Origin of the sequence: Pseudomonas putida (assembly GCF_001941965.1) — a bacterium.
Taxonomy (GTDB): domain Bacteria; phylum Pseudomonadota; class Gammaproteobacteria; order Pseudomonadales; family Pseudomonadaceae; genus Aquipseudomonas; species Aquipseudomonas putida_L.
This window is the reverse complement of record NZ_MKZO01000050.1, coordinates 1-13069: the sequence shown is the minus strand read 5'-3', so window position 1 is coordinate 13069 and position 13069 is coordinate 1. Positions and strand designations below refer to the sequence as shown.

At 66.1% G+C, this 13069-nt stretch carries 10 protein-coding genes; 6 read left to right on the top strand and 4 right to left on the bottom strand.

Annotated features, from left to right (window positions below; translation table 11 throughout):
* Positions 1-156: 156 nt before the first annotated feature.
* The 4 genes from PSEMO_RS25215 to PSEMO_RS25200 all read left to right on the top strand — a co-directional run bounded on the left by PSEMO_RS25215 (position 157) and on the right by PSEMO_RS25200 (position 4173).
* Positions 157-882: a response regulator gene (locus PSEMO_RS25215; RefSeq protein WP_075805679.1), complete on the top strand. Its 726-nt coding sequence runs from the start codon at positions 157-159 to the stop codon at positions 880-882.
* Positions 879-2237 carry a sensor histidine kinase gene (locus tag PSEMO_RS25210; protein WP_075805678.1) on the top strand — a complete coding sequence of 453 codons (1359 nt, stop codon included), beginning with the start codon at positions 879-881 and terminating at the stop codon, positions 2235-2237. The genes PSEMO_RS25215 and PSEMO_RS25210 overlap by 4 nt, the downstream gene beginning before the upstream one ends.
* Positions 2238-2463: 226 nt before the next feature.
* Positions 2464-3192: a hypothetical protein gene (locus PSEMO_RS25205; RefSeq protein WP_075805677.1), complete on the top strand. Its 729-nt coding sequence runs from the start codon at positions 2464-2466 to the stop codon at positions 3190-3192.
* A 33-nt stretch (positions 3193-3225) separates the two neighbouring features.
* A complete protein-coding gene (locus PSEMO_RS25200; protein ID WP_075805676.1) occupies positions 3226-4173 on the top strand; it encodes a site-specific integrase in 948 nt (315 codons plus the stop codon).
* A gap of 106 nt (positions 4174-4279) precedes the next feature.
* Here the strand turns inward: PSEMO_RS25200 and PSEMO_RS25195 are convergent, their stop codons facing one another.
* Together PSEMO_RS25195 and PSEMO_RS25190 are read right to left on the bottom strand one after the other, a co-directional pair.
* Complete coding sequence (locus PSEMO_RS25195) at positions 4280-5419, bottom strand: glycerate kinase (RefSeq protein WP_075805675.1); 1140 nt, start codon at positions 5417-5419, stop codon at positions 4280-4282.
* A 213-nt stretch (positions 5420-5632) separates the two neighbouring features.
* Entirely contained in the window at positions 5633-6736 is a 1104-nt protein-coding gene (locus PSEMO_RS25190; protein WP_075805674.1) for a sugar diacid recognition domain-containing protein, read from the bottom strand.
* Positions 6737-6897: 161 nt separating this feature from the next.
* Here PSEMO_RS25190 and PSEMO_RS25185 point away from each other — a divergent pair, with 161 nt between their 5' ends.
* Together PSEMO_RS25185 and PSEMO_RS25180 are read left to right on the top strand one after the other, a co-directional pair.
* Positions 6898-8202: an MFS transporter gene (locus tag PSEMO_RS25185; protein ID WP_075805673.1), complete on the top strand. Its 1305-nt coding sequence runs from the start codon at positions 6898-6900 to the stop codon at positions 8200-8202.
* A 94-nt stretch (positions 8203-8296) separates the two neighbouring features.
* Positions 8297-9304, top strand: a complete 1008-nt coding sequence (locus PSEMO_RS25180) for an aldo/keto reductase (protein WP_075805672.1) — start codon at positions 8297-8299, stop codon at positions 9302-9304.
* Here the strand turns inward: PSEMO_RS25180 and nahK are convergent.
* Together nahK and nosP are read right to left on the bottom strand one after the other, a co-directional pair.
* Positions 9282-11921, bottom strand: coding sequence for a hybrid sensor histidine kinase/response regulator NahK/ErcS' (nahK, locus tag PSEMO_RS25175; protein ID WP_372239142.1), 2640 nt, complete (start codon positions 11919-11921; stop codon positions 9282-9284). The genes PSEMO_RS25180 and nahK overlap by 23 nt on opposite strands.
* The gene (gene nosP / locus PSEMO_RS25170) at positions 11851-13014 is read right to left on the bottom strand and encodes a nitric oxide-sensing protein NosP (protein WP_075805670.1); all 1164 of its coding nucleotides are present in this window, start codon (positions 13012-13014) and stop codon (positions 11851-11853) included. Before nosP ends, nahK begins: the two co-directional genes overlap by 71 nt.
* Between the last annotated feature and the right edge of the window lie 55 nt (positions 13015-13069).

Genomic DNA, 13069 nt, shown 5'->3' with positions numbered 1-13069 from the left:
GTCGCATTTGTATCGCCGGATTCTATCCACGCGTCTGATGGCACTATTTGCGCAAATGTAATGGCTCACCCTCTTCCGTCGGCTCCAACACATTCCATTACATTTGCCTCGCCCGCCCGGTGTAAAGTCCGCCAATTCCACTTGAGAAGCATTCCGATGTCCGCACCCGAGCATATCCTGATCGTCGATGACGACCCCGAGATCCGCCAGTTGCTCTCCACTTATCTGGAAGAGGCCGGGTTTCGCACTTCGGTAGCTGCCGATGGCCGGGAAATGCGCCGACGCCTCGACGACCAACTGATCGACCTGGTGGTCCTCGACCTGATGCTCCCCGGCGAAGACGGCCTGAGCCTGTGCCGTGACCTGCGGGTACGCAGCAATATCCCGGTGATCATGCTCACTGCCCGGGGCACCCTGGTGGACCGGATCGTCGGCCTGGAGATGGGCGCCGACGATTACCTGGGCAAGCCGTTCGATCCCCGTGAACTGCTGGCCCGGATCAAGGTGGTGCTGCGCCGCACCAACGCCTTCCCCGAGCGCGCGCGGATGGACGATGTGCGCAACCTGGCCTTTGCCGGCTGGCAACTGGATACCAGCAGCCGCCAGTTGCGCTCCCCCGAGGGCCTGGTGATCAGCCTCGGCACTTCGGACTTCCGCCTGCTGCGCCTGTTGCTGCAGCACCCGAACCGGCCATTGAGCCGCGACTTCCTCCTCAACCATGTGTTCGATCGCGAACGCACGCCCTACGACCGCAGCATCGACGTGTGCATCAGCCGCCTGCGCCAGCACTTCAACGACAATGCCCGCCAGGGCGGCGCACTGATCCGCACGGTGCGCAACGAGGGCTACATGCTCAGCGTCGACAAGGTGGTCAGCGAATGAAACGCTTCTGGCCGCGCTCCCTGCATGGCCGCCTGGTGCTGATCCTGGTGGGCGGCATGCTGGTGTCGCAGTTGCTGACCAGCAGCATCTGGCACGAGGTGCGCCAGACCCAGGTGCTGGAAATCCCCCTGCGCCTGGCCGCCGGACGGATCGCCGATGTATTGCAGGTGGCACGGCAGCACCCGGAACAACTGGAGGCGCTGCTCGACGGTTTCGAATCGCCACGCTGGCAGCGACTGGCCGAAGCCCCGGACCAGGCCGATATCGACCCCATGTATGAAACCCTGCTGCGCCAGCTGGTGGCCGAACGCCTGGGCAAGCCGGCGTCGATCCATGTGCTGGGCCTTGAGCTGCTGGCGGCCAATGACGCCCCGGCCGGCCCGGCGACCCTGTTCGACGGCGAGCAGGCCCGGGTGCGCCTGCGTTTCTCCCTGCATACCCCGGACGGCCGCACCTTGTACTTCCAGGCTACGGAAAGCCAGGGCTGGAGCAGCGGTTCGATCAGTTCGCTGGTGTTCGACTACATCCTGCGCATCTACCTGCTGCGGATTCTTGCGGTGGTGCTGGTGGCCCTGCTCGCGGTGCGCCTGGCGTTGCGTCCGTTGAAGCAGATGGCGGCGGCCGCCGAAGCGCTGGGGCAGGATATTCATCGCCCGCCACTGAGCCTGGACGGGCCGGCGGAAGTACGGCAGGCCGCGCAAGCCTTCAATGCCATGCAGCGCCGGCTGATCGACAGCATTGCCGAGCGCACGCGGTTCTTTGCGGCGGTGTCCCATGACCTGAGGACGCCGATCACCCGCATGCGCCTGCGCGCCGAGATGCTGCCGGAAGAAACCCTGCGCCAACGGTTTCGCGATGACCTCGGGCATATGGAGGAAATGGTCGCGGCCAGCCTCGACTTCCTGCGCAGTGGCGAGCTCGAGCATGCCCGGGAACCGGTGGCGATCGATGCCTTGCTGCAGGGCTTGCAGGCGGATTTCGAGGATCTCGGCGGGGAACTGCGGATTCACGGCAGTGCGCAACCGTTGCTGGCTCATCCGGGCGGACTGCGCCGCTGTTTGCAGAACCTGCTGGATAACGCCCGCCGTTACGCGCCGGGCCCGGTGGATATCGAGGTGATCGATGAGGCGCAGCGCTTGCTGATCAAGGTCGGCGACCACGGGCCGGGGATCGAAGAGGAACACCGCGGGCGGGTGTTCGAGCATTTCTATCAGGTGGACCCGTCACGCAGTAGCGGCGGGCATGGGTTGGGGTTGAGCATTGCGGCGAATATCGCCCGCGGGCACGGCGGCACGCTGGAACTGGCGGAGCGGGAGGGGGGTGGGCTTTGGGTGATCCTGGAACTTCCACGATGATCTTCGGATTCGATCTGCGCGCTTGTCAGTCGCTTCCGGGGGGGATCTTCGGAAGCGTCCTGCATCGATGACCCGGATTGGCTTGGTAAGGTCCACCACCGATTGCGTTAGAGGGTCAAGGAGGAAACCTGCCTTGCTTGACCCTCGCTAACGCTTCTCGATTGAAAACAGCTGCGCACGCTTTTTATCCTGCGCGGCCTCTCGAACCCCGGACCAAGGATGTGTTGTGTCGAAGAAGTTCACGCTTGCCCTCCTCGCCGTCGCCCTGCTCGGCGGCTGCGCACAGAAACCCGCCGGACCCGCTGTCGATCCCCTGGCCAGGCTGCAGTTCCATCAGGCGTTCCAGACGGCGCTTTATCGCAGCGTCTCCGCCAACGTCCGGGAGGTGACAGCAGGGGCGGTGTCGCTGCAGATCGTCGCCAATCGCCAGGGTCAGGCGGTGAGTTGCCAGGCCAAGGGCTACCCCGAAGGGGTAGCCCGGTTGCCGTTCGACGTACCGCGCACCCCGCCGCGCCAGTTCGCGGCCATGATGGAGCAATACTGCCGGCAAGCCATATACCCCACTGCGCCGGATGCCCTCTACGACGACGAGGGCCAGATGGAGCTGCGGGCACCGGTAGTGGTGGTGTTCACCGTCCAGAACGCTTCGCGCTGGAAACAGCGCAATGCCCAGCGCGCCTTCTTCCGCGAGCATCTGCTCAAGGGTGAGGCGGTGGACAGCGTCGGCTACCTGGTCGTGCGCTACCAGACCGACGGCAAGGGCTGCCTGGTGGACATTCGCCCCAACGATATCCGGCCGATGGACTTCAAGCTGGACGGTGCCCTGCAGGGGCGGCTCAACCAGGCCTGCATGAAGCTCGACCTGAGTGGATTGCCCGGCATTGCCCAGGGCGATCCGCAGCAGACTGTGGGGCAGGTGTCACTGGAATATGCACCCTGGACGGTTGGGCGCTAAACTCCTGCCACCTCCGCTTGACCTTCCCTGTTCATGAACAAGATCGACCAGTACCTCCAGGCCGCCGTGCGCGACAACACCCGGCGCAGCTATCGCGCCGCCGTCGAGCACTTCGAGGTGACCTGGGGCGGGTTCCTGCCGGCCACGGCGGACAGCATCGCCCGCTACCTGGCGGATTTTGCCGGCGAGCATTCGCTCAACACCCTGCGCCAGCGCCTGGCGGCACTGGGGCAATGGCATGTCAGCCAGGGCTTTCCCGACCCGACCAAGGCACCGCTGGTGCGGCAGATGCTCAAGGGCATTCGCGCCCTGCACCCGGTTCAGGAGCGCCAGGCCACCGCGCTGACCCTGGAGCATTTGCAACGAACCATCGCTCATCTCGAACAGCAGGCCGTGGTTGCCCGGCGCGAGCACTGCCTGCCCGACCTGCTGCGCGCCCGGCGTGATGCCGCGCTGCTGCTGATCGGTTTCTGGCGCGGGTTTCGCGGCGATGAGCTGGCGCGGCTGCGGGTCGAACATATCCAGGCCCAGGCCGGGGGTGGCATGCAGCTGTACCTGCCGCAGAGCAAAGGCGATCGCCAGGGGCGCGGGGTTACCCATCGCATGCCGGCGTTGAAAAGCCTGTGTCCGGTGCAGGCTTATATGGAGTGGATCAGCGTGGCGGGGATCGCTCGTGGGCCGGTGTTCCGCAAGCTGGATCGCTGGGGCAACCTGGGCGAGGACGCGTTGAACAGCGGGAGTCTGATTGCCTTGCTGCGGCGGATCTTCGCTGCGGCCGGGTTGCCGGCGGAGAGCTACAGCGCCCACTCGCTGCGGCGCGGATTCGCCACCTGGGCCAGCAGCAACGGCTGGGACACCAAGGCCCTGATGAGCCATGTCGGGTGGCGGGATGTGAAGTCGGCGCTGCGCTATGTGGATGCCAGTGCTTCGTTCGGGGAGCTGGAGTTGCCAACACCTTCCGGACAGAAGCAGATCAACTGAACCTGCACCGCACCCTGTGGGAGCTGGCTTGCCAGCGATAGCGCCCGGCAGGACAACACAGGTTGAACCTGCTGGCCTCATCGCTGGCAAGCCAGCTCCCACAGGGTCAGCGGTGTCTCGCGATCTGCCACAGACGCAGGATATCCCCGGCGCGCTCCGCCAGCAGCCCGGCCGCATTGCCACAGGCCTGCTGCAAGGTCATCGGCCCGCTGGCAATGGCGAAGGCGGCATCGATGCCATGCCCATACAGCTCCTGATAGCCCTCGCCCAGGGTTCCGGCCAGCACCACCACCGGCACGCCATGCCGCTTGGCAATCCGCGCCACCCCGAACGGCGTCTTGCCGCGCAAGGTCTGGGCGTCGAAGCGACCTTCACCGGTAATCACCAGGTCAGCCCCCTGCACCGCCTCATCCAGACCGGCCAGCTCGGCCACCACGTCGATCCCCGGACGGAACTGCGCATCGAGGAAGGCCTTGGCCGCGAAGCCCATGCCGCCGGCAGCGCCGCACCCCGGAAAATCACGCACATCACGACCGAGCAACTGCGCACAGTGATCGGCGAAATGGCCGAGGGCGTGATCCAGCAGTTGCACCTGCTCGGGGCTGGCGCCCTTTTGCGGGCCGAAGATCGCCGAAGCGCCATTGCTGCCACACAGCGGGTTGTCGACATCGGCGGCGACTTCCAGGCGCACCCCGGCCAGACGCGGATCGAGCTGGCTGGCATCGATACGTCCGACATTGCACAGGGCCAGTCCGCCCTCCTCGAGTTCCGCCCCCTGGGCGTCCCAGGTGCGCAAGCCAAGGGCCCGCAGCATGCCGCTGCCGGCATCGTTGGTGGCGCTGCCGCCAATGGCCAGGATGATCCGCTCGGCGCCGGCATCCAGCGCGGCGCCGATCAGTTGCCCGGTGCCGTAGGTGCTGGTGCGGCAGGCATCGCGCTCACCCAGATCGAGCAGTTGCAGGCCGCTGGCCTGGGCCATCTCGATGATCGCGGTACGGGATTCGGCGAGCCACCCCCAATGCGCCACGACTTCCAGCCCCAGCGGGCCACGCACGTTCAGGCGGCGTTGCTCACCGTGGCAAGCGGCGACGATGGCCTCCATGGTGCCTTCGCCGCCGTCGGCCATGGGGCAGCAGACCACCTCGGCCTGTGGCAGGACCCCGGCGATGCCGTCGGCAATGGCCGCGGCAACCCCCTCGGCGCTGAGGCTGTCCTTGAACGAGTCGGGGGCGATGACGATTTTCATGGGGGGCTCCTGTCAGATGCCTGCATGCTGCCAGTTGTCAGGCTGGCTCGCTTCTGTCACCTGCACAAGAGGGAGGGTGGGTTGTTTGGTCAGTTGGACAATTCAGCTTCAAGCTTCAAGCTTCAAGCTCTAAGCTCTAAGCTCCAAGTCAAAGCAGTGCGCGGTGGAACACCCTCAGATGAACCGCTCTACTTACCGCTTAAAGCTTGAAGCTTAAAGCTTCTCTACAGGCAGCAGTTGCAACCCCAGATAAAGACTCAACATCCCCTCCAGCCGCAACGGATCCACCCCGCTCAGCTCGCCGATCCGCTCCAGCCGGTACCGCAGGCTGTTGCGATGAATCCCCAGCGCCTCCGCACAGGCCTGGCTCTGCCCGTCATGGCTGCACCAGGCACGCAGGGTCGCCAGCAGTTGCCCGCTGACATCCTTGGCGCGAATGCGCTGCAAGGGTTCGAGCAGTTCATCCAGGGCATCGTCCTGCCGATGACGCCAGAGCAACGCCGGCAAGCGGTAGCGGGCCAGGGTCAGCAGGCGCTCGCCGGGCAGCACCTCACGCCCGTAGGCCAGCAGGTCGCGGACCCGGCGGTAGCCACGGCGCAACTTGTCCACGCCATCGGCCACCCCGCCGACGGCCACGCGCTGCACCCGCCAGCCCTGGGACTGGAGCTTGTCCAGCAGCTTGCTCTCATCCAGCGCCACCCCGGCCGGACGACACCAGAGCAGCGACTGGCGCGCCGGGCTGACGCACCAACTGTCCGGATAACGCTGCATCAACCACACCGACAAGGCCTCGGCGCCCTGCCCTTCGTCGAGCTCGAACAGGCACGGCACCCGCGGCAGTTGCGGCTTGAGCCCCAGTTGCCGGGCTTCATCCACCAGGCGCGGGGCATCGCCGCTGCCACCCAGCAGCAACGCCAGCAGATCGTCGCAACGCTGCCGCCGCCATTGCTGTTCCACCTGCAAATGACGCTGGGCCAGGAGCATTTCGGCGGTCATGCGCACCAGTTCGGCGTAGGTCCGCAGTTGCTGCGGCTCGCCGGTGATACCCAGCACGCCGATCAGCCGGCCATCGAGCATCAGCGGCAGGTTGACTCCGGGCTGCACGCCCTTCAGGCATTTGGCGGCCTCGCTGTCGATCTCGACGATACGCTCGTTGGCCAGCACCAGTTGCGCACCTTCGTGGCGGGTATTGATACGTTGCGCTTCACCACTGCCTAGAATCAGTCCCTGGCTGTCCATGACATTGACGTTCCAGGGAAGAATGGCCATCGCCCGGTCGACGATATCCTGCGCCAGGTCATGGTCCAGTTCGAACATTGGGGGTTCCTTGCAGGTCCACAGGTTGGTCGGCAGCACAGCGAAGCGCCGCGAATGCTGTGCAAAAGCACAAAGACACGCACCCCGCGCTCGTCGAGACTTTTCACCAGCGCCCGCCTCGACGCGGGATGCCGCACAACCATAACAACAGAGAGAGAATCATGTCATCCAGCCCTGCCCTTGACCAAGGCCACGGCATCGACCGCGATGCGCTGTACCGGCGCATCACCCTGCGGCTGATCCCGTTCATTTTCGTCTGCTACCTGTTCAACTACCTCGACCGCGTCAACGTCGGCTTCGCCAAGCTGCAGATGCTCGACGCGCTGAACTTCAGCGAAACCATCTACGGCCTCGGCGCCGGAATCTTCTTCATCGGCTACGTGCTCTGCGGCCTGCCCAGCAACCTGGCGCTGAACAGGTTCGGCCCGCGGCGCTGGATCGCCCTGATGATGATCACCTGGGGCACCCTGTCGACCTGCCTGCTGTTCGTCACCACGCCGACCCAGTTCTACGTGCTGCGGCTGTTCACCGGTGCTGCCGAAGCCGGCTTCTTCCCCGGCATCGTGCTGTACCTTTCGCAGTGGTTCCCGGGGCAGCGCCGTGGGCGGATCATGGCCCTGTTCATGTCGGCGATCCCGGTCTCCGGGCTGCTCGGCGGGCCGTTCTCCGGCTGGATCCTCAATCACTTCGCCGCCGGCCAGGGCGGCCTGGCCGGCTGGCAGTGGATGTTCCTGATCCAGGGCCTGCCGACCGTGGTCCTCGGCTGCCTGGCGGTATTCCTGCTCAGCGACAGCTTCGCCAAGGCCGGCTGGCTAAGTGCCGCTGAACGCCAGGCGGTGGCCGACGACCTGGCTGCGGATGCGGCGGGCAAGCCGAAAACCGTCAGCGACAGCCTGGTTTCGGTCCTGACCAACCCGCTGATCTGGACCTTCGGCTTCGTCTATTTCTGCATCCAGAGCGGCGTGTACGCGATCAACTTCTGGCTGCCGTCGATCATCAAGAGCCTCGGCTTCAGCGACGCCCTGCTGATTGGCTGGCTCAGCGCGATCCCGTACCTGCTGGCGGGCGTGTTCATGCTCCTGGTGGGGCGCTCGGCCGACCTGCGCAACGAGCGCCGCTGGCACTTGGTGGTGCCGATGCTGATGGGCGCCATCGGCCTGCTGATCGCGGTGAACTTCGCCCACAGCCCGGTGATCGCCATCCTCGGCCTGAGCATCGCGACCATGGGCGCGCTGACCGGCCTGCCGATGTTCTGGCCGATGCCGACGGCGCTGCTGACTGCCGGGACTGCCGTGGCCGGCCTGGCGATCATCAACTCGGTGGGGCAGATGGCCGGCTTCCTCAGCCCGTACCTGGTGGGGTTCATCAAGGACCAGACCGGCTCGACCGATGCGGCGCTGTATTCGCTGGCGGGCTTGATCGTGGTCGGCAGCCTGGTGGCGTTGCGGGTTTCGCGGCAGCGCTGATCCGGGTCATGCGTGGTCCCCTGAGCGTGCTTGTCAAGGGGATGGCTGGCCTGTACAAAAGTCCCTTCCACCTACCGCGAAGGGACTTTCGACCATGATCTACCGTCCTCTGGGTCGCAGCGGCCTGCAAGTGTCCGCCCTGACCCTGGGCAGCATGATGTTCGGCGAGCAGACCAGCACCGAAGATTCGCTGCGCATCATCGACAAGGCCTGGGACCAGGGCATCAATTTCATCGATACCGCCGACGTCTACAACGCCGGCCGCTCTGAAGAGATCGTCGGCGAAGGCATCGCCGCACACCGTCACGACTGGATCCTCGCCACCAAGGTCGGCTACGGCCCGGTGGACGGCATGCCGAACCGCAGCGGCCTGTCGCGCAAGCACCTCTTCAATGCCATCGAAGCCAGCCTGACCCGCCTGGGCACCGACTACATCGATATCTACTACCTGCACCGCGAAGACCATGCCACGCCGCTGGACATCACCGTCTCGGCCATCGGCGAGCTGCTGCGCCAGGGCAAGATCCGCCACTGGGGTGTGTCCAACTTCCGCGGCTGGCGCATCGCCGAGATCTGCAACCTGGCCGAGCGCCTGGGCGTGCCCAAGCCGGTGGTCAGCCAGCCGCTGTACAACATCGTCAACCGCCAGGCCGAACCGGAACAGCTGACCGCCGCGGCCTACCACGGCCTCGGCGTGGTGCCCTTCAGCCCGCTGGCCCGTGGCGTGCTCAGCGGCAAGTACGCGCCCAACGCCGAGCCCGAGGCCGGCAGCCGCGCGGCCCGCCAGGACAAGCGCATCCTCGAAGTGGAATGGCGCGCCGAGTCCCTGGCAATCGCCCAGAAGATCCACGCCTACACCGAGGCCAAGGGCGTGGGCATGGTCGAGTTCGCCATTGCCTGGGTGCTGAACAACCAGTCGGTCAGCTCGGCCATCGTCGGCCCGCGCACCGAAGCGCAGTGGGACACCTACGGCGGCGCGCTGCAGGTGAAGATCAGCGCCGAGGACGAAGCCTTCATCGATTCGCTGGTCACCCCGGGTCACGCCTCGACCCCGGGCTTCAACGATGTCGCGCACTTCGTCAGCGGGCGTGCAGCACGCTGAGTTCGTTGCCGAGCAGGTGGCTGATGGCGGCCTTGAGCTTCATCGGCCGCACCGGCTTGTGCATCAGGGTGTGGCCCAGTTCGCGCACCTGCTGCTTGAGTTCGTTGCTGTAGTTGGCGGTGATCATCAGCGCCGGCAGGGGTGAAACCCGCCGCGCATTGATCGCCGCCACCGCTTCCAGTCCGTTGCGATCGTTATCCAGGTGGTAGTCGACGATCAGCAGCCCCGCCTCCTCCGCCGGCAACTGCCCGGCCAGGTCCTCTTCGTTCAAGGCCGTGCTGACCCGGCAGCCCCATTGTTCCAGCAAGGTGCGCATGCCGGCGCAGATCGCCGCGTCGTTATCCAGCACCCAGATCCGCGCCCCTTCAAGCCGCTCCAGCGCGGGCAGCGGCTCGGGCACCGTGACCAACGCCTGCGGCGCCTGGCGGCTCAGCGGCACCTCGATGGCGAACACCGAGCCCTTGCCCGGGGTCGAGCGCAGCGCGATGCGATGGCCGAGAATCCCGGCGATCTTCTCGACGATGGCCAGGCCCAGGCCCAGCCCGCGGTCCTGGTCAGGGCGCTGCGAGTCGCCGCGCTTGAACTCCTGGAAGATTTCCTCGCGCTTGTCCGCCGGGATGCCGATCCCGGTGTCCCAGACCTCGATCCACAAACGCCCGGCCCGGCGCCGGCAGCCCAGCAGCAGGCGCCCGCTCGGGGTGTAGCGGATGGCATTGCTCAGCAGGTTGCGCAGGATTCGCGCCAGCAGCTGCATGTCGCTGCGTACCCGCAGGCGGGTCGGCACGTAGTCCAGGCGCAGGCCCTCGCTGGCGGCGCTGGCGGCGTACTCGGCGGCGAGGTTGTCGAGCAGGTCGGCGACAGCGAAAGTGGCGGTATCGGCCTTGATCACCCCGGCATCCAGCTTGGAGATATCCACCAGGGTACCCAGCAGGCTTTCCACATCGTCCAGTGCGTTACTGACGTTGCGTACCAGCGCCGGGCTGCCGCTTTGCTCCTGCAGGGCACTGGTGAACAGGCGTGCGGCGTTCAGCGGTTGCAGCAGGTCGTGGCTGACGGCGGCGAGGAACTTGGTTTTCGACAGGTTGGCCTGCTCAGCTTCCTGCTTGGCCTCGCGCAGGCGTGATTCGGCGCGGCGACGCTCCTCGACCTCGCGCAGCAGTTGCTGGTTGAGCTGGGTCAGCTCGGTGGTGCGCTCGCGCACCCGCAGCTCCAGGTGCTGGTAGGCCTGGTGCAGGGCCTCGGCGGTGCGGCGGCGCTCGGTGATATCGCGGATCAGCACGAAGATCCCCACCACCTCGCCGCTGGGCAGGCGGTTCGGCACATAGGAACGCAGCATATAGCGCTCCTGGCCATGGGCATTGGTCTCGGCGAACTCGAAGGTCACCGCCTCGCCGGCCAGGGCCTGGGCGATGTAGGTTTCCAGGCGCTGGTAATGCTCGGCGCTGTGTACGTCGCGCAGGCGCTGGCCGAGCATCGCTCCGTGGGGCCAGCAGTACCACTGCTCGTAGACCTTGTTGGTGAATTCGTAGACCAGGTCGGCATTCAGGTAGGCGATCAGCGCCGGCACCTGGTCGGTGATCAGGCGGATCCAGCGCTCGCTTTCGCTCAGGGCTTCGGCGTGCTGATAGCGCTCGGTGATGTCGGTGAACGTGTTGACGAAGCCGCCGGTGGGCAGCGGATGGGTGCGGATCTCCAGCATGCGCCCGTCGTACAGGCGCTGCTCCAGCTCTTGCAGCGGCCGGCCATTGGCGTCGCGGCTGGCCGGGGTCAGCAGGTCCAGCTCGCTGTCGCCGATCACATCGGCGAATTGGCGGTGCGCGGCAATCGGCGCCAGGCCGCTGAGTTCGAGGAAACGCCGGTTCCACAGCTCCAGCACGCCATCGGCATTGACCATGGCCACGCCCTGGGACAGGTTGTCCACCGCCCGCTGCAGCAGGTGCGACTTCTGCGCCACCGCCTGCTCGCGGCGCTGGGTCTCGCTGTGCTTGACCTCGGTGATATCGGTCAGCAGCACCACCCGTCCGCCGCCCTGGGTCGGGCGCTCGCTGACCTGCAGCCAGCGCCCGTCACGCAGGCGATAGAGCAGGTTCTCTTCGTTGATGGTGCGCGGTTCCTCGGTGAACAGCCCGGTCCGCAGCATCAGCCGGCGCACTTCCGAGAGGTGCATGCCGCTGATGATGCGGATCCGGCTGTTGGCCCAGAGCGCCTTGAAGCGCTGGTTGAACAGGACGATGCGCAGGTCGGCGTCGAACAGCACGAAGGCGTCGGAAATGCTCTCGATCGCATCCACCAGGTACTGGTGTGCGGTTTCCGCGCGCAGGCGGGCATCGCTGAGCAGGTGGTTGCTGGCCTTGAGCTCGGCCATGGCCTGGTTCAGCGCGTCGGTACGCTCGCGCACCTGCTCGGCCAGGATCACCGAGTGCTGGAAGGCGGCGTAGGAGTCGTCGGGGCGTGCCGCACCGGATTCGAGACGCTCGATCAGCGCCGCGTTGATCCGCCCGAGCTTGTGGTTCTCATGCCGCAGTTGCGCAATCAGCGCCTGGGCGTCAGTCGAATCGGCGGGCACGGGACCGTCCGATGGCAACGCCGGTGAAGGTCTGGTTGATATGCATGCCATTGAACTGTTCTCCATAGGAGTTGAAGCCCACCACCGCGTGCTGGCGCAGGATCGCCTCGACCGCCTGCTTTTCCGGCCGGCCTTCCAGCTCCAGGCGGCGCAGGAAGCAGTCGCAGCCGATGGTCAGGACCAACTCGCCCAGGCGCTGGTTGAGGCCGTCGAACAGCGCATTCAGGTTGGGGATCAACGGCCCGGGGTGCATGGCGGTGAGGACGATGCCGTTCTCCACTGCGCAGTAGAAGCTCAGGCTCAGGTCGTCGTGGACCTGCTGGATCGCCCGCACGTAGTAGCGCTCGTTGATCCGCACCGCCAGCGGGTGGGCGGCGAAGGTGCGCTGGTCGATCTGCTCCACGGGTACGCCGATCAGGTGCGCGTACTCCAGGGCGGCCGGCTCGGCGTTCAGTTCGTAGACCCGGCGCAAGGTGCGGTCGGCGCGGGTGACCACCAGCTTTTCCTCGCGGGGCTGGATGTGGTGGGTGGTGAACACCTCGAAATCCAGCCAGGTGTTGACCAGCAGCACCACCGCCGCGCTGCTGTGGAAGGCGCCGTCGTAGTAGACGTGGGTGTGGTTGAGGTAGTTGTCGTCGCCGGCCGAGCCGCCGAAATGCGGGATATCGCCCAGGGCTGCGTTGAGGGCGGCGAGGAGCATTTCCTCGCGGCTGGACAGGCCGTCGAGCAGGGTCAGGGCGAAACTGTGGCCCTTGATCGGCGCCAGGGTGTTGCCGCGGCAGTCGTTGATCAGCCGTTCCACGCAGCGCTGGGCGTCGATCAGGCTGAAATCGTGGATCGGTGCGATCAGTTCGGCGGCGATGGAGAACTGCCGGTGATCGAAACCCAGGGCGGTGATGCAGCCGCGGCCGTAGCCTTCCGGGGTGATCTCCCCGGCGCTGGTGCAGCCGGCCAGGCGGATGCCGCCAAAGCTGGCTTGCAGGGCCTGGGCCAGGGCCGGCAGGTCGTATTCGGCGGAGCAGAAGAACAGCACGAAGCCCAGGTGCGGGTGCATCAGTTGCCGGGCGAGGTCCTGGGCGGCCTCCTCGGCGATCACGGCGCGGGAGACGGCACTGAGGACGCCTTCGGCGTTGGACTGCGGCATGGCAGCCTCCAGCGGTTCAGGGGATGGATGGCGGAATTCTAGGGGGCGGCGGGAG